Source organism: Streptomyces sp. SID486 (genome assembly GCF_009865385.1).
Lineage (GTDB): Bacteria > Actinomycetota > Actinomycetes > Streptomycetales > Streptomycetaceae > Streptomyces.
Genome location: NZ_WWJT01000375.1, coordinates 1 through 15,748, shown reverse-complemented (window position 1 = coordinate 15,748; position 15,748 = coordinate 1). Strand labels below are relative to the sequence as shown.

14 protein-coding genes and 2 tRNA genes are annotated in these 15,748 nt (G+C 71.9%); 11 read left to right on the top strand and 5 right to left on the bottom strand.

Going from position 1 to position 15,748, the window contains the following annotated elements:
- Positions 1 to 184 precede the first annotated feature (184 nt).
- The gene (locus GT045_RS17585) at positions 185 to 598 is read right to left on the bottom strand and encodes an SsgA family sporulation/cell division regulator (RefSeq protein WP_004002642.1); all 414 of its coding nucleotides are present in this window, start codon (positions 596 to 598) and stop codon (positions 185 to 187) included.
- Positions 599 to 789: 191 nt separating this feature from the next.
- On the opposite strand from GT045_RS17585, the gene GT045_RS17580 reads away from it, so the two are divergent.
- The 4 genes from GT045_RS17580 (at position 790) to GT045_RS17565 (ending at position 2,314) form a co-directional block, all read left to right on the top strand.
- Positions 790 to 1,290 carry a TIGR02611 family protein gene (locus tag GT045_RS17580; protein WP_161334748.1) on the top strand — a complete coding sequence of 167 codons (501 nt, stop codon included), beginning with the start codon at positions 790 to 792 and terminating at the stop codon, positions 1,288 to 1,290.
- Positions 1,291 to 1,375: 85 nt separating this feature from the next.
- A tRNA-Val gene (locus GT045_RS17575) sits at positions 1,376 to 1,447 on the top strand.
- A 309-nt stretch (positions 1,448 to 1,756) separates the two neighbouring features.
- The gene (locus GT045_RS17570) at positions 1,757 to 2,203 is read left to right on the top strand and encodes an SRPBCC family protein (protein WP_161293294.1); all 447 of its coding nucleotides are present in this window, start codon (positions 1,757 to 1,759) and stop codon (positions 2,201 to 2,203) included.
- Positions 2,204 to 2,242: 39 nt separating this feature from the next.
- Positions 2,243 to 2,314: transfer RNA gene (locus GT045_RS17565), tRNA-Val, on the top strand.
- Positions 2,315 to 2,367: 53 nt separating this feature from the next.
- On the opposite strand, the gene GT045_RS17560 is transcribed toward GT045_RS17565, so the two are convergent.
- Positions 2,368 to 3,093 (bottom strand): 3'-5' exonuclease, encoded by a 726-nt coding sequence (locus tag GT045_RS17560; protein ID WP_161296888.1) that lies wholly within the window; start codon positions 3,091 to 3,093, stop codon positions 2,368 to 2,370.
- 168 nt (positions 3,094 to 3,261) lie between these two features.
- On the opposite strand from GT045_RS17560, the gene GT045_RS17555 reads away from it, so the two are divergent.
- The 3 genes from GT045_RS17555 (at position 3,262) to thrS (ending at position 7,148) form a co-directional block, all read left to right on the top strand.
- Positions 3,262 to 3,828, top strand: a complete 567-nt coding sequence (locus tag GT045_RS17555) for a DUF4365 domain-containing protein (RefSeq protein WP_161334747.1) — start codon at positions 3,262 to 3,264, stop codon at positions 3,826 to 3,828.
- Positions 3,825 to 5,078, top strand: coding sequence for a hypothetical protein (locus GT045_RS17550; RefSeq protein WP_161296892.1), 1,254 nt, complete (start codon positions 3,825 to 3,827; stop codon positions 5,076 to 5,078). Before GT045_RS17555 ends, GT045_RS17550 begins: the two co-directional genes overlap by 4 nt.
- A 93-nt stretch (positions 5,079 to 5,171) precedes the next feature.
- Complete coding sequence (thrS, locus tag GT045_RS17545) at positions 5,172 to 7,148, top strand: threonine--tRNA ligase (RefSeq protein ID WP_161296894.1); 1,977 nt, start codon at positions 5,172 to 5,174, stop codon at positions 7,146 to 7,148.
- Positions 7,149 to 7,174: 26 nt separating this feature from the next.
- Here the strand turns inward: thrS and GT045_RS17540 are convergent, their stop codons facing one another.
- Positions 7,175 to 7,834 carry an ion channel gene (locus GT045_RS17540; protein ID WP_161296896.1) on the bottom strand — a complete coding sequence of 220 codons (660 nt, stop codon included), beginning with the start codon at positions 7,832 to 7,834 and terminating at the stop codon, positions 7,175 to 7,177.
- Positions 7,835 to 7,901: 67 nt separating this feature from the next.
- Between GT045_RS17540 and GT045_RS17535 the strand changes: the two genes are divergently transcribed.
- Positions 7,902 to 8,459 (top strand): HIT domain-containing protein, encoded by a 558-nt coding sequence (locus GT045_RS17535; RefSeq protein ID WP_161296898.1) that lies wholly within the window; start codon positions 7,902 to 7,904, stop codon positions 8,457 to 8,459.
- A gap of 30 nt (positions 8,460 to 8,489) precedes the next feature.
- Here GT045_RS17535 and GT045_RS17530 read toward each other — a convergent pair whose 3' ends face one another.
- Entirely contained in the window at positions 8,490 to 10,136 is a 1,647-nt protein-coding gene (locus GT045_RS17530) for a hypothetical protein (RefSeq protein WP_161334746.1), read from the bottom strand.
- A 210-nt stretch (positions 10,137 to 10,346) separates the two neighbouring features.
- Positions 10,347 to 12,548, bottom strand: a complete 2,202-nt coding sequence (locus GT045_RS17525; RefSeq protein ID WP_161334745.1) for an elongation factor G-like protein EF-G2 — start codon at positions 12,546 to 12,548, stop codon at positions 10,347 to 10,349.
- Between the two features lie 307 nt (positions 12,549 to 12,855).
- Here GT045_RS17525 and pgsA point away from each other — a divergent pair, with 307 nt between their 5' ends.
- From pgsA to GT045_RS17510, 3 genes are read left to right on the top strand one after another with little or no spacing between them, the layout of a single operon-like run.
- Positions 12,856 to 13,530, top strand: a complete 675-nt coding sequence (gene pgsA, locus GT045_RS17520) for a phosphatidylinositol phosphate synthase (RefSeq protein ID WP_161291022.1) — start codon at positions 12,856 to 12,858, stop codon at positions 13,528 to 13,530.
- On the top strand, positions 13,527 to 14,435 hold the full coding sequence (locus tag GT045_RS17515) for a phosphatidylinositol mannoside acyltransferase (RefSeq protein ID WP_161334744.1): 909 nt from the start codon (positions 13,527 to 13,529) through the stop codon (positions 14,433 to 14,435). The genes pgsA and GT045_RS17515 overlap by 4 nt, the downstream gene beginning before the upstream one ends.
- Positions 14,432 to 15,595, top strand: a complete 1,164-nt coding sequence (locus GT045_RS17510) for a glycosyltransferase family 4 protein (RefSeq protein ID WP_161291026.1) — start codon at positions 14,432 to 14,434, stop codon at positions 15,593 to 15,595. Before GT045_RS17515 ends, GT045_RS17510 begins: the two co-directional genes overlap by 4 nt.
- The last annotated feature ends 153 nt before the right edge of the window (positions 15,596 to 15,748 follow it).

The window sequence follows — 15,748 nt, the reverse complement described above, 5'->3', positions numbered from 1 at the left end:
GGCCGCGCGCCCGGCAAGGCACGCACCGCGGCCGGCCGTGCGCGGAGCGAAGTCGCGGCGGCACAGGCCGGCGCCGCCCCGTGAGCGCTCACGGTGACGGCGTCGGTCCATGCCGTATGCGGTTGTCTTGGCCCGAGCCGTCTCCCCGAGTGGACGGCGCCGGGCTGCTTCGAGGGGCCGCGACCTAGCTCTCCGCCAGGATGTGCGAGAGCTCCTGATCCAGGTCGAAGTGCCGGTGTTCCGTGCCGGGTGGCACGGCGGCGTCTGTTCGCTTCAGGAAGGACTCCAGGGCCCGCGCCGGGGCCTCGAGCAGGGCCTCCCCCTCCGGGGAGCTGAGGGCGATGCACACGACGCCCTGGCCATGACTGCGGGATGGCCAGACGCGGACGTCGCCGGTGCCGGTGGGCCGATGCAGGCCCTCGGCGAGGAGGTCGCGGGCGAACACCCACTCGACGGTCTCCTCGGCTCCGGTGTGGAAGGTGGCGTGCACGGCGTAGGGGTCGGCCGTGTCGTACCGCAGGCCTGCGGGGACAGGCAGGGATGACTCGCTCGACACAACGAGGCGCAGGTGCAGCTCGCAGCTGACCGTGGTGTTCATAAGCGCCAGGGCCTTTCGCTCAGTGTGCGCTCGGGGATTCGCACGTCGGCGAAATCGACATGCCACCTACGGTGCCGTTGTAAACCCCTCTGAGGGTTTTGCGTGTGTTTACGTAACTCTTCCGGCCGAGAACTCGTACCGGATCTACGACCATTCCGGTGACCGGATTCACTCGGGTAGGGTTTGTCCGTATGAATACGGGGAGTGACGAAGCGGGCGAGGTCGCCGTGGCAGCGGACAAGGCGAGGGCGGACCGGCCCGAGGGCGGCCAGGAGGCCGGCCAGGAGGGCGGCCAGGAGGCTGGTCATGAGGCCGGGCGCGGGCTCGGCTCACGGGCGCCGGAGTTCATCAAGGCGCGCAGGCTCCTGCACCTGAGCTGGCAGGTCGGGGTCTTCGTGGTCGGCCTGGCGGTGGTTGCCGCGGGCATCGTCATGCTGCCCCTGCCCGGGCCCGGCTGGGTGGTGATCTTCGGCGGCATGGCGATCTGGGCGACCGAGTTCGTCTGGGCCCAGCTCGTGCTCCGGTGGACCAAACGCAAGGTCACCGAGGCGGCCCAGCGAGCCCTCGATCCCAGGGTGCGCCGCCGCAACATCACTCTGACCGTGATCGGACTGGTGATCATCGGCGTGCTCGTCGGCATCTACCTGTGGAAGTTCGGCGTCGTCATGCCCTGGAAGATCGAGGACCAGTGACGCCGGGCCGGGCCGGGCGGCGCCGGCCGCTCCCGGCCCTGGTCGGAAGCACCCCCTGACATGGGGTAATGTTCTTCCTGCGCCCGGGCGATTAGCTCAGTGGGAGAGCGCTTCGTTCACACCGAAGAGGTCACTGGTTCGAACCCAGTATCGCCCACCCGGACCGATGGCCCACCTGTCACCACAGGTGGGCCATCGGCGTCTGTCGGCCACCCCGTGCGGATCGCGGACAGCAGCGACTTCCGGCCGCACCGGCGGTTCCCGGCGAAGTACGGAGCGCGGGCGGCCGTCGGCATTCCGCGGATTTCCAAAGCCCCGTCACATTCTCTTGTAAATACGACAAGAACGGGATTCTTTCCGGTCTCCGGCCCCAGGAACGCCGTGGAACTGAGCCCCTATCACTTTCTCCGGGAGATGCCGGAGTTCGGTACGGACGGTGCCCGCGCGGTCCTGCCACACTCGGGGTATGGACTGGAATCACTACCGCTTTCGCAGCCGGTGGTCCCTGCCCGCCGCGCCCGCCGCCGTGTACGGAGCCCTGGAGCGGGCCGAGGACTACCCCCACTGGTGGCCCCAGGTCCGGTCGGTGACCCGGCTGGACGAGAGCACCGGCGTCCTCACCATCAGGTCCGTCCTCCCCTACGACATGACCTTCACCGCACGCCGGACCCGCCGCGACCCCGGCACCGGTGTCCTGGAGATCGCCATGACCGGGGACATCGAGGGCTGGGCGCGCTGGACGGTCACCGCGGAGGGTGCCGGGACCCTGGCCCGGTACGACCAGGAGGTCCGGGTGCGCAAGCCCCTCCTGAGGCGGCTCGCCGTGCCCGGCCGGCCGGTCTTCCGGGCCAACCACCGGCTGATGATGCGCTCAGGGCGGCGCGGCCTGCTGCGCCGGCTGCGGGCGGTTTGAACGAAGGCCGTGTGGGCCTGTATTGTTCAGTGCGTTCCCGGGCGATTAGCTCAGTGGGAGAGCGCTTCGTTCACACCGAAGAGGTCACTGGTTCGAACCCAGTATCGCCCACCGGGAAAGGCCGGTCCGCAGCAGCGGACCGGCCTTCTGCGTACGGCGGGGGTTCACGCCGCGGCCGACAGCTCCGGGCGCAGCGGCCAGTCCGTGCTCACCGTCTCCTCCGAGCCGCTGCGCGCGAACCACGCCTGCAGGCCGCGGGCCTGGGCCGCGTGCCAGTTCGCCTGGAGCGTGTGCAGCTCGGCGGGGGACAGGCGCTCCAGCCGGGTCGCGAACCGGCGGCCGAGAGCCCGTACGACATCCAGCGCCGCCAGCGCGTCCGCCGCCGCGTCATGGGCGCCGTCCAGCGTCACACCGTAGTGCGCGCACAGGTCGGTCAGGGTGCGGCGGCCCTTGCGGTACCGGTCCAGATGCTTGTCCAGCACCCGCGGGTCCAGCACCCGCAGCGGCACCGACTCGAACCAGCGGTCCAGCGTGGACGCCCGGTGCCGGCGCAACTCCCGGTCCAGCAGCGTCAGGTCGAACGGCGCGTTCATCACCACCAGCGGGCGGCCCAGCGCCGCGTGCTCGGCCAGCTGCTCGGCTATCTCGTACATCACCGGAGCGGGCCAGCGCCCGTTGTGCTGCAGGTGCTCCTCCGTCAGCCCGTGCACCGCCGTCGCCGCCTCCGGCACCGGGACGCCCGGGTTCACCAGCCACCGGGACACCCGGGGCCGGGTCCCCGGCGCGTCCTGGACGACGACGGCGGCCGACACGATCCGGTCGGTCTCGACGTCCACGCCCGTCGTCTCCGTGTCGAAGGCGGCCAGCGGCCCCTCGTACCAGGTCGTCATCCCAACCCAACTCCTCGCTCACCCATGGCAGATGACGTTCCGTCTTCTGCCCGTTTGGTGATACCCGGGCCGTTTGCGCCGTACGCCGGGCGGAGACAACAGGAGTACGGGTCTTTGCAGTTCAGCGGCCCGTGACGGGGAAGCTCATTGCCTGGAAGGCTGTTGGTCATGGCCATAGCGCAGCCCGAGCGGGGCGGGCTGCTGCCCGGCCGGCCGGGCACCCTCCGCGGCACGCTCGCCACCACCGCCTGCATGGAGACACTGCAGGTCGGCTATCTGCACGCGGTCGCCGCCGCGGCCGGCTGTTCGCTGTCCCAGCCCTTTCCGGACAACGGCATCGACTGGCACGTCAGCCACAGCGCGCCCGGACACACCGTGGACGACGAGGTCACCATCAAGGTGCAGCTGAAGGCCACCTACCAGGTCGCGCCCGACCCCCCGGGGCGCTCCTTCTCCTTCACGCTCGACAACGCCCATCTGCGCAAGCTCGCCCGCACGCCCGTCTCGGTGCACAAGATCCTGGTCGTCATGCTTGTACCGCGCTCCCAGGACGACTGGTTGCGCGCCGGCCACGACCGGCTCGACCTGCGGCACTGCTGCTACTGGGTCGACCTCGCCGGCCACCCCGTGACCGGCCGGCACCGGACCACCGTGCGGATACCGACCTCGCGCATCTTCGACGACCGGGCCCTGTGCGAGATCATGACGCGGGTCGGGACGGGAGGCAGGCCATGAGGAACCCTTCCCACGACGAGCAGGCGGCGCGGCAGCTGCGGGCGGGCCCCGAGGACCCGCCCTGGCACCGGGCCCCGCAGCCCGCCGAGGTCGACCCCGCCGTGCTCGGCACCCTGCTGCACCGGCACGGCTGGCGTCGACGCGGGGGAGCGGCCGGGCGGTACGGCCGCTGGACCCCGCCCGGCCCGGGCGGCGGCGGAACCAGCCTGCTCGTCCCCGAGAGCCGCGCCTTCCCCGACAGCGACGATCTGCTCGGCGAGGCGCTCGACGCCCTCGCCCGCAGCGACAGCCCTTCCGCCCGCGAGGTGCTGATCTCCCTCGCCGTGCCCAGCGACGAGATCCGCTGGTGGCGCGACACCCCGGACGGACCCGCCGGGGCCGCCCCCTGGACCGCCGACGACCAGCTGCGCGGAGCCGCCCGGCAGCTGCTGCTCGCCGCCGCGCTCGCCACCCGCGCGCGTGCCGGCTACCACGGAGCCCGCCACCGCCGCCCCGCCGCCGCGCTCCTCGAAAACGTCCTCGTCGGCCCCGGCACCGGGGGCCGCACCCTCACCGCCTTCGTGCCCGTGGCCACCGGCCGCCCCCTCGCCGTCCGCCTCCACCAGGCCCTGCACGCGGCCCGCGAGGCCATCGACTACCGGCGCGCCACCGGCGGCATGGACGCCTTCGACGGCGCCGTCGAAGCGGGCGTCAGCCGCGAGCTGACCGAGGCGCTCGGCCTCCTCGTGCGCGGCACCGAGGGCGCCCGCGTCGCCGTCGCCTGGGCACCCGGCACCGGCGTCCCCGAAGGCTGCGCCCCCTCCGCCGAGCCCGTCGAGTTCTCGCCGGGGGACCTGCCCGCGCTCCGCGAGGCCGCCGTCCGCTACCTGCGCGCCGAACCCTCCGTCCCGGTCCGGGTCACCGGCGCCGTCGTCCGCATGCGCCGCTCCGGCCCCGGCGGCCGGGGCACCGTACGACTGCGCGTCCTGGCCGGCGCCGACGTACCGCACCTGCGCGTCACCCTGGACGAGGAGGACTACCGCATCGCCGGCCACGCCCACCTCGTCGGCCTTCCCGTCCGCCTCCACGGCCGGCTGGAGCGCGAGGGCGGCTTCCGCAGGCTCACCGGCGCCTGCGGGGTCGTACCCGTGCAGGTCGACGAGGCCGAGCGGGACCGGCTGACGAAGTCGCTGAGGGAGAACCTCGACTTCTTCGAGGAGGACTGCGGGGACGGCGGACCGGCAGCGTACGGGAACGGGGACCGAGGGTGACCGTTTCGCGGTCGGTGCCGTCGGGTCGGTACGATCGCCTGTGCGCGCGCTCCTGGTATGGCGCCGCACCCCACCTTCAGTCAGGAGAGACCGGTGTCAGACGTCCGTGTGATCATCCAACGCGATTCCGAGCGGGAAGAACGCGTGGTGACGACGGGCACTACGGCCGCCGACCTCTTCGCGGGCGAGCGCTCGGTCATCGCCGCACGCGTGGGCGGCGAGCTGAAGGACCTCCACGTCGAACTGTCCGACGGCGACGAGGTCGAGGGCGTCGAGATCTCGTCCGAGGACGGCCTGAACATCCTGCGCCACTCGACCGCGCACGTCATGGCGCAGGCCGTGCAGGAGCTGTTCCCCGAGGCCAAGCTGGGCATCGGCCCGCCCGTCAAGGACGGCTTCTACTACGACTTCGACGTCGAGAAGCCGTTCACGCCCGAGGATCTCAAGGCCATCGAGAAGAAGATGCAGGAGATCCAGAAGCGGGGGCAGAAGTTCGCCCGCCGTGTCGTCACCGACGAGGCGGCCCGCGAGGAGCTGGCGGACGAGCCGTACAAGCTGGAGCTGATCGGCCTCAAGGGTTCGGCCTCCCACGACGACGGCGCGGACGTCGAGGTCGGCGCCGGTGAGCTGACGATCTACGACAACCTGGACGCCAAGACCGGCGACCTGTGCTGGAAGGACCTCTGCCGCGGTCCGCACCTGCCCTCGACCCGCCTGATCCCCGCGTTCAAGCTGATGCGCAACGCCGCCGCCTACTGGCGCGGCAGCGAGAAGAACCCGATGCTCCAGCGCATCTACGGCACCGCCTGGCCGTCCAAGGACGAGCTGAAGGCGTACCTGGACTTCCTCGCCGAGGCCGAGAAGCGCGACCACCGCAAGCTCGGCTCCGAACTGGACCTCTTCTCGATCCCCGAGCAGATCGGTTCCGGCCTCGCCGTCTTCCACCCCAAGGGCGGCATCGTCCGCCGGGTGATGGAGGACTACTCGCGCCGCCGGCACGAGGAGGAGGGGTACGAGTTCGTCTACACCCCGCACGCGACGAAGGGGAAGCTCTTCGAGACGTCCGGGCACCTGGACTGGTACGCCGACGGCATGTACCCGCCCATGCAGCTCGACGAGGGCGTGGACTACTACCTCAAGCCCATGAACTGCCCGATGCACAACCTGATCTTCGACGCACGCGGCCGGTCCTACCGCGAACTGCCGCTGCGCCTGTTCGAGTTCGGGACCGTGTACCGGTACGAGAAGTCGGGCGTCGTGCACGGCCTGACCCGTGCCCGGGGCTTCACCCAGGACGACGCGCACATCTACTGCACCCGTGAGCAGATGTCCGAGGAACTGGACAAGACGCTCACCTTCGTCCTCGGCCTGCTGCGCGACTACGGCCTGACCGACTTCTACCTGGAGCTGTCCACCAAGGACCCGGAGAAGTTCGTCGGCTCCGACGAGGTCTGGGAGGAGGCGACCGAGACGCTGCGCCAGGTCGCCGAGAAGCAGGGCCTGCCCCTCGTCCCCGACCCGGGCGGCGCCGCCTTCTACGGCCCGAAGATCTCCGTCCAGACCAAGGACGCGATCGGCCGGACCTGGCAGATGTCGACCATCCAGCTCGACTTCAACCTGCCCGAGCGCTTCGACCTGGAGTACACCGGCCCGGACGGTTCCAAGCAGCGCCCGGTCATGATCCACCGCGCGCTGTTCGGCTCCATCGAGCGTTTCTTCGCCGTGCTCCTGGAGCACTACGCGGGCGCCTTCCCCGCCTGGCTCGCCCCCGTCCAGGCCATCGGCATCCCGATCGGCGACGCGCACGTGGAGTACCTGGAGAAGTTCGCGGCCGCGGCCAAGAAGAAGGGCCTGCGCGTCGAGGTGGACTCCTCCTCGGACCGCATGCAGAAGAAGATCCGCAACGCGCAGAAGCAGAAGGTGCCCTTCATGGTCATCGCGGGCGACGAGGACATGTCGAACGGCTCGGTGTCCTTCCGCTACCGCGACGGCTCGCAGGAGAACGGCATCCCGTTCGACGAGGCCATCGCGAAGATCGCGGCGGTCGTCGAGGACCGCACCCAGGTCTGACCCTCCGCGCCCCAAGGCCCCCGGGATCACCGTCCCGGGGGCCCTTCCTCGTCCGCCTCACGGGAGAAGCGCTGGAGCAGCAGCGTCGAGAAGGACCCCGTGACCGCGCCCAGCAGACCGAGGCCGCAGATCATCAGGACCACGGCGATGGTCCGGCCCCAGAACGTCACCGGTGCCACGTCGCCGTACCCGACGGTCGCCAGCGTCGAGCAGGCCCACCACACCGAGTCGCCGAACGTCCGGATCGTGGCGTGCGGGGCGCCGCGCTCCTGCTGGTACACCGCGAGCGCGCCGGCGAAGCCCACCAGCACGGCGGACAGCCCGGTGTACACGATCACCCGGGCGTGCAGGGGCAGCTGTGTACGGCCGTGCCTGCGCTCCACCAGCTCCTGCGTCCGCACGCTCCGCAGCGGGCGCATCAGGGGGAGCAGCACGACCAACGTGTCCAGCCAGTGCCGCGCCACGAACCGCGGCCCCATACCGCTGAGCCGCCAGCGCACCGCGTAGTCGGCCACGAACAGCGCCCAGGCGAGGAGCTGCACCGACCGAAGCGCCAGGTCGACCGCCGCGGGCAGGCCGGGTACGAGAACGTGCACCGCGTAGGCGGCGAGGTAGATCAAGGAGGCGATGGCGAGCGGGAGATCCGTCCGGCTTTCCCAGCGCCATGCGCGGCTGTCGTCGTCCACCGGCCAAGCTTGGCCGGACAGCGTCTTCCGGCCGCCCCGGCGACACGCCGGTGAGAGGCGAAGCCATATGCTGCCTAGCATGACGAGTGAGCCGGAGCAGCAGATCGGAGTGGGGACCCAGGACGCGTTCCAGCGTCTGTGGACGCCCCACCGGATGGCCTACATCCAGGGCGAGAACAAGCCGACCGGCCCGGGGGCCGACGACGGCTGCCCCTTCTGCTCGATCCCGGCGAAATCCGACGAGGACGGGCTGGTCGTCCGCCGCGGTGAGCACGTCTACGCCGTGCTCAACCTGTATCCGTACAACGGCGGCCATCTGATGACCGTGCCGTACCGGCACGTGGCCGACTACACCGAGCTGACCGGCCCGGAGACCGCCGAACTGGGGGAGCTGACCAAGCAGGCGATGACGGCCCTGCGCGGGGCCTCCGGCGCCCAGGGCTTCAACATCGGCATGAACCAGGGCGCGGTCGCGGGCGCCGGCATCGCCGCCCACCTGCACCAGCACATCGTCCCCCGCTGGGGCGGCGACACGAACTTCATGCCGGTGGTCGGGCACACCCGGGTGCTGCCGCAGCTGCTGGCCGACACCCGGAAGATGCTGGCGGACGCCTGGCCCGTGTAGCCGGCCGGTGCCCTCGCCCGAGGGCACCGCTCACGCGTCGTACAGGTCGGCCTTGCGCGGTGTCGGGTCCTGGACGTTGCCGCTCAGGAACGCCGAGCGGGCCCCGAACTTCTCGGTGTCGACGCCGTTCTCCTGCAGCACCCTGATCGCGGCCGCGTGCACCACGCGCAGCACGGGCGTGGCCGCGCGCAGCGCGTCGTCGGCCATGAAGCGGTGGCGCCACGGCTGGTCGGCCCAGGCGTGCCGCAGCCCGAACGGCTCGGGCAGGCCGAGCGAACCGCCGAGCCACTTGAGCGCGGGCGGATACCAGGTCAGCGGAGCGCGCACGGCGAGCCGTACGACCTCGTCGGTGGTGACCAGCGGCAGTTTGACCGTCCGGGTCTCCCACGGCTTGAGGGACTTGGCGACCTCCTTGGACGGCGCCGCGGGCTTCGTCGTGAACAGCGGGTTCACCGGCCCCAGCGCGTGCCCCGTGACCTCGATGCGCAGGGTCTCGTGCAGCACCGTGACGGTGATCAGCATGGTGATGACCAGCTGTCCGTCCCACAGCGTCCACTGCACGCCCAGGTAGTGCCGGTCGCCGCTGCCGAACTGCTGCTTGTTGCAGATCTCCTGTATGGCGTGCGGCTTGACCTGGAACGCCTCGACGTCGGTGCCCTCGGGACGGGAGACGGACTCGGCCTTCTCACCGATCGGGGTGACGATCCAGTGGCGTATCGACGGCTTGGGGAAGCCGCCGGTGTTGAGCGGGCCGCGCTCCAGGAGGGACAGCTGGTCGTGGATCGCGCGTATCACGTCCCAGCTGCGGAAGGGGTGGATCTCCCGGCCGGCGTCGGCGGGCTTCAGGTCCTCGGCCAGCTGCCAGGCCCCCCAGCGGGTGCCCATGCCGAGTATGCCCTTGGGGCCGGCGTAGAAAACGGAGTTGGACTGCTGTTCGGCGGTCAGCCGGGCCAGCGACTGGCGCAGCTCCTCGGCCGCGGTCTGGCCGGGGCCGCGCGGCACGGCCTCGGGGACCTTGGCGCCGACACTGGTGCCGGAGAGCAGCCCCTCCCAGCGGACCCGCAGGTCCTTCGCGGTGTTCTCACAGATCTGCTTGGCCCAGAACCAGCCGAGCACAGGGACGACGACGCACGCCCGGGCGTACCACGCCCAGAAGCCGGAGAACGGCATCTTGATCAGGAACAGCGCGGCCAGCAGGCCGACGCCCAGCAGCAGCGTGGTGCCCAGCGCCCCGGCCCGCTTGTCGTCCCGCCGGGCGACGAACATGCGCAGCTGGAAGACGAGCAGCCAGACGAGCATGCCGGGCAGGAAGAGGAGTCCGCACACGACGGTGATGCCGGTCAGCCGGTTGTCCCGCTCCCGGCGGATGTTGTTGGCCGCCAGGGCGTGTTCCACGACGAACTGCGGCTCGCTGCCGAAGGACTGGATGAGCGCGGCGCGGCCGGGGGCCAGCATCCGGTCGACCAGGGCACGGGAGAACGCCTCACCGAGATTGGGCCGGAACATCTTGATCCGGCCCGCCTTCACGGTCGACTGGTGCCACTCGTTGTCGGCCTTCTTGATCTCCTCGATCGGGCTGTCCCGGTACGCCGCGGAGGCCAGCGCGGCCGTCGCCGCCTGGCCCTCGTCGCCCGAGACGGGTACCTGGGGCCCGTCCCACTCCGTTCCCAACGACATTCCCGCCCCCATCGCCGCCGATGCCGTTCCTGCGGCCTTCCCGACTTCCCTGCCCCGCACACCTGTTGGACCGCACGCCGTGCCGGTACCGGACGCCTTCCAGGCCGTCGCGGCACGACGTGATCAGGTGATCAGCGTATCGGCCGGCACCGACAGCCCGCGGGCGGACGGCCGAAGCCGCCCGCCCGTGCGCCGGTACGCGCCGGCGTACTACCCGTCGTCCCCCGACTGTTCGCGGATGCGCTCGGCGATCTGCGGCGGCATCGGCTCGTGCCGGGCGTAGCTCCGGTCGAAGCGGGCCGTGCCGTGCGAGAGGGAGCGCAGGTCGACGGCGTACCGGCCGATCTCGAACTCGGGCACCTCGGCGCGGATCGAGGTCCGTCCGGTGCCCACCTGTTCGGTGCCGAGCAGCCGGCCGCGCCGGCTGGACAGGTCGCTCATCACCGCGCCCACGTAGTCGTCGCCGACCAGCACGGTCACCTCGGCGACCGGCTCCAGCAGATGGATCCTCGCGTCCGCCGCGGCCTCCCGCAGGGCGAGCGCGGCCGCCGTCTGGAAGGCGGCGTCGGAGGAGTCCACCGAGTGGGCCTTGCCGTCCCGCAGCGTCACCCGCACGTCCACCAGCGGGTAGCCGGCGGCCACCCCCTTGGCGGCCTGGGCCCGCACGCCCTTCTCGACGGACGGGATGAACTGGCGGGGCACCGCGCCGCCGACCACCTTGTCCACGAACTCGATGCCCGAGCCGCCCGGCAGCGGCTCCACCTCGATCTCGCAGATGGCGTACTGGCCGTGGCCACCGGACTGCTTCACGTGCCGGCCGCGCCCCGTGGCCCGGTGCGCGAACGTCTCCCGCAGGGAGACCCGGTGCGGGACCACGTCGACCTGGACGCCGTAGCGGCTGCGCAGCCGCTCCAGGGCGACGTCGGCGTGGGCCTCGCCCAGGCACCACAGCACCACCTGGTGGGTGTCCTGGTTCTGCTCCAGGCGCATCGTCGGGTCCTCGGCGACCAGCCGGGACAGGCCCTGGGACAGCTTGTCCTCGTCGGCCTTGCTGTGCGCGTGGATGGCGAGCGGCAGCAGCGGGTCGGGCATCTGCCAGGGTTCCATCAGCAGCGGGTCGTCCTTCGCCGAGAGCGTGTCGCCGGTCTCGGCGCGGCTCAGCTTGGCCACGCACACCAGGTCGCCGGCGACGGCGTGGGTCACCGGGCGCTGCTGCTTGCCGAAGGGCATGGACAGGGCGCCGACCTTCTCGTCGACGTCGTGGTCCTCGTGCCCGCGGTCGGCCAGGCCGTGCCCGGAGACGTGCACGGGCCGGTCCGGGCGCAGGGTGCCGGAGAAGACGCGGACCAGCGATATCCGGCCGACGTAGGGGTCGGAGGAGGTCTTGACGACCTCGGCGACCAGCGGACCGTCCGTGTCGCACGGCTTCAGCTCGCGCTGCCTGCCGTCGATCGTGGTGACCCCGGGCAGCGGGTGCTCGAACGGGGTCGGGAAGCCGCCCGTGATCAGGTCCAGCACCTCGACCGTGCCGAGGCCCTGCCTGGCGCCCTCGGCGGCGGGCGCGGCGGCCAGCACGGGGAAGAACGAACCGCGCGCCACGGCCCGCTCCAGGTCCTGCACGAGGGTCTTGACGTCGACCTGCTCACCGCCCAGATAGCGGTCCATCAGGGTCTCGTCCTCGCTCTCCGCGATGATCCCCTCGATGAGCCGGTTGCGGGCCGCCTCGATGTCCGGCAGCTGGTCCTCGCCGGGCTCGGACTCCTTGCGCTCCCCGGTGGAGTAGTCGAACAGCCTGCGCGACAGCAGCCCGACCAGCCCGGTCACGGGCGCGTGCCCGTCGGGGCCCTCGGGGCCGCGCAGCGGCAGGTACAGGGGCAGCACCGCGTCGGGGTCGTCGCCGCCGAAGGCCTCCGCGCAGGTCCGGGTCATCTCCTCGAAGTCGGCGCGGGCGGACTCCAGGTGCGTGATCACGATGGCGCGGGGCATGCCGACGGCCGCGCACTCCTCCCACACCATCCGGGTGGAGCCGTCCACCCCGTCCGAGGCCGAGACGACGAAGAGCGCCGCGTCGGCGGCGCGCAGACCGGCCCGCAGCTCCCCGACGAAGTCGGCGTAGCCGGGGGTGTCCAGGAGGTTGACCTTGATGCCGTCCCATTCGACCGGCGCCAGGGACAGCTGCACCGAGCGCTGCTGCCGGTGCTCGATGTCGTCGTAGTCGGAGACGGTGCCGCCGTCCTCCACGCGGCCCGCCCGGTTCACCGCCCCCGCGGTCAGTGCGAGGGCCTCCACCAGGGTCGTCTTGCCCGAGCCCGAGTGGCCGACCAGCACCACGTTCCGTACGGACGCGGGATGGTCGGCCGCCAGAGCCCTGCCGGCGGCCCCGGGGTGGTGTGTCTGTGCCTTGTCGCCCATGGTCCTGCCTCCCGTGCACGGTGAGGTCACTGTGGGCGCGGACACGCGGGACCCGCGTGTGCTGGCGGCTCCGGCGACGCCCGCGGTTATTCGAGCTTTCCACTCCCGTCACGTCGCGTCCATACGAACGGCCACGGCGGGTGCGCGGGGGGACACCGTTCGCGTCGCGCACGTCCCGCGCGCGGTGGCGCGCGCCGGTTCGCGGCGCGGCTGCGGGTGCCCGCCCGTCACGCACCCGCGTGCGTGGCTACGATGGGCCAGCCGGCGGCCAGCAGAGGCCGCGGCGTCACCGACCGTCGGGAAGGCCATGCTGAACAAGTACGCGCGTGCATTCTTCACGCGTGTCCTCACACCGTTCGCCGCGTTTCTCATCCGCCGGGGCGTGAGTCCGGACACGGTCACGCTCATCGGCACGGCCGGTGTCATGGCGGGAGCGCTGGTCTTCTACCCCAGGGGCGAGTTCTTCTGGGGCACGGTCGTGATCACCCTGTTCGTCTTCTCCGACCTGGTCGACGGCAACATGGCCCGCCAGCTGGGCCGCTCCAGCCGCTGGGGCGCCTTCCTGGACTCCACCCTGGACCGGGTCGCCGACGGCGCGATCTTCGGCGGCTTCGCACTCTGGTACGCGGGCCGGGGCGACGACAACGTGCTGTGCGCCGTCTCGATCTTCTGCCTCGCCAGCGGCCAGGTGGTGTCGTACACCAAGGCGCGCGGCGAGTCGATCGGCCTGCCGGTCGCGGTCAACGGGCTCGTCGAGCGCGCCGAGCGGCTGGTGATCTCGCTGGTCGCCGCCGGTTTCGCGGGCCTGCACAAGTTCGGGGTGCCGGGCATCCAGTGGCTGCTGCCGATCGCGCTGTGGATCGTCGCCGCCGGCAGCCTCGTCACGCTGATCCAGCGGGTCGTCACCGTCCGCCGCGAGTCCGCGGAGGCCGAGGCGGCGGCCGCCGCCGCCTCGGCCCAGGGGAGCGAGGCGGCGCAGTGAGCGCGGCGGAACGGCTGACCGACAGCCTGTACGGACTCGGCTGGAGCACGGTCAAGAAGCTCCCCGAGCCCGTGGCCGCGCGGCTCGGCCGCTCCATCGCCGACCTCGCCTGGAAGCGGCGCGGCAAGGGCGTGCGGCGCCTCGAGGCCAACTACGCGCGCGTGGTGCCGGACGCCACCCCGGAGCGGCTCGCCGAGCTGTCCCGCGCGGGCATGCGCTCGTACCTGCGCTACTGGATGGAGTCCTTCCGGCTGCCGGCCTGGAGCGCGGAGCGCGTGCGGACGGGCTTCGACCCCAAGGACCTCCACCACCTGACCGACGGGCTCGCCTCCGGCCGCGGCGTGATACTCGCCCTGCCGCACCTGGCCAACTGGGACCTGGCCGGCGCCTGGGTCACCACCGAGCTGCGGACGCCGTTCACGACGGTCGCCGAGCGCCTGAAGCCGGAGACCCTGTACGACCGGTTCGTCGCCTACCGAGAGGGTCTCGGCATGGAGGTCCTGCCGCACAGCGGCGGCTCCGCCTTCGGCGCCCTCGCCCGCCGGCTGCGCGCCGGGGGCCTGGTCTGCCTGGTCGCCGACCGCGACCTGTCCGCCTCCGGTGTCCAGGTCGACTTCTTCGGTGAGACGGCCCGGATGCCGGCCGGGCCGGCCCTGCTCGCCCAGCAGACGGGCGCGCTGCTGCTGCCCGTCACGCTCTGGTACGACGACTCGCCCGTCATGAAGGGCCGGGTCCATCCGCCGGTCGCGGTCCCCGAGTCGGGCACCCGGGCGGAGAAGACGTCCGTGATGACGCAGGCGCTGGCCGACGCCTTCGCCACCGGCATCGCCGACCACCCGGAGGACTGGCACATGCTCCAGCGGCTGTGGCTCGCCGACCTCGACCCCGCGAAGGGACCCGCGTGAGAATCGGGATCGTATGCCCGTACTCCTGGGACGTGCCCGGCGGCGTCCAGTTCCACATCCGCGACCTCGCCGAGTACTTCATCCGGCTCGGCCACGAGGTCTCCGTCCTCGCCCCGGCCGACGACGACACCCCGCTGCCGCCGTACGTCGTCTCGGCCGGCCGCGCGGTCCCGGTGCCCTACAACGGCTCGGTGGCCCGGCTGAACTTCGGGTTCCTGTCGGCCGCGCGGGTACGGCGCTGGCTGCACGAGGGCGCGTTCGACGTGGTGCACATCCACGAGCCGACCTCGCCCTCCCTGGGCCTGCTGACCTGCTGGGCGGCGCAGGGCCCCATCGTCGCGACCTTCCACACCTCCAACCCGCGTTCGCGGGCGATGATCGCCGCGTACTCGATCCTGCAGGCCGCGCTCGAGAAGATCAGCGCGCGGATCGCGGTCAGCGAGTACGCCCGGCGCACGCTGGTGGAGCACCTCGGCGGGGACGCGGTGGTCATCCCCAACGGCGTCGACGTGGACTTCTTCGCCAGGGCCGAGCCCAAGGCCGAGTGGCAGGGCGACACCATCGGCTTCATCGGCCGGATCGACGAGCCCCGCAAGGGCCTGCCGGTGCTGATGAAGGCCCTGCCGCGGATCCTGGCCGCCCGGCCGGGCACCCGGCTGCTGGTCGCGGGCCGCGGCGACGAGGAGGCCGCCGTCGCCGACCTGCCCCGCGAACTGCGCCCCCGCGTGGAGTTCCTCGGGATGATCAGCGACGAGGACAAGGCCCGCTTCCTGCGCAGCGTCGATCTGTACGTCGCGCCCAACACCGGCGGTGAGAGCTTCGGCATCATCCTGGTCGAGGCGATGTCGGCGGGTGCGCCCGTGCTCGCCTCCGACCTGGACGCGTTCGTCCAGGTCCTCGACCAGGGCGAGGCCGGCGAGGTGTTCGCCAACGAGGACGCCGACGCGCTGGCCGAGGCGGCCCTGCGGCTGCTGGCGGACCCGGCGCGCCGCACCGAGCTGCGTGAGCGGGGCAGCGCCCATGTGCGGCGGTTCGACTGGTCGACGGTCGGCGCGGACATCCTGTCCGTCTACGAGACGGTGACGGCCGGCGCGGCGGCGGTCGCCGCGGACGAACGGACGACGGGCCTGCGGGCCCGGTTCGGACTGGCCCGGGACTGAGCCCGTCACGCCTCCTGGGCACGGGGGCGGCACCCGGTTCGGACTGGCCCGGGACTGAGCCCGTCACGCCTCCTGGGCACGGGGGCGGCACCCGGTTCGGACTGGCCCGGGACTGAGCCCGTCACGCCTCCTGGGCACGGGGGCGGCACCCGG

What these genes read in the sequence shown, in the direction of transcription:
- GT045_RS17585 (WP_004002642.1), bottom strand. Translation starts at nt 598, where the DNA reads ATGAACACCACGGTCAGCTGCGAGCTGCACCTGCGCCTCGTTGTGTCG.
- GT045_RS17580 (WP_161334748.1), top strand. Translation starts at nt 790, where the DNA reads ATGAATACGGGGAGTGACGAAGCGGGCGAGGTCGCCGTGGCAGCGGAC.
- GT045_RS17570 (WP_161293294.1), top strand. Translation starts at nt 1,757, where the DNA reads ATGGACTGGAATCACTACCGCTTTCGCAGCCGGTGGTCCCTGCCCGCC.
- GT045_RS17560 (WP_161296888.1), bottom strand. Translation starts at nt 3,093, where the DNA reads ATGACGACCTGGTACGAGGGGCCGCTGGCCGCCTTCGACACGGAGACG.
- GT045_RS17555 (WP_161334747.1), top strand. Translation starts at nt 3,262, where the DNA reads ATGGCCATAGCGCAGCCCGAGCGGGGCGGGCTGCTGCCCGGCCGGCCG.
- GT045_RS17550 (WP_161296892.1), top strand. Translation starts at nt 3,825, where the DNA reads ATGAGGAACCCTTCCCACGACGAGCAGGCGGCGCGGCAGCTGCGGGCG.
- GT045_RS17535 (WP_161296898.1), top strand. Translation starts at nt 7,902, where the DNA reads ATGCTGCCTAGCATGACGAGTGAGCCGGAGCAGCAGATCGGAGTGGGG.
- GT045_RS17530 (WP_161334746.1), bottom strand. Translation starts at nt 10,136, where the DNA reads ATGTCGTTGGGAACGGAGTGGGACGGGCCCCAGGTACCCGTCTCGGGC.
- GT045_RS17525 (WP_161334745.1), bottom strand. Translation starts at nt 12,548, where the DNA reads ATGGGCGACAAGGCACAGACACACCACCCCGGGGCCGCCGGCAGGGCT.
- pgsA (WP_161291022.1), top strand. Translation starts at nt 12,856, where the DNA reads ATGCTGAACAAGTACGCGCGTGCATTCTTCACGCGTGTCCTCACACCG.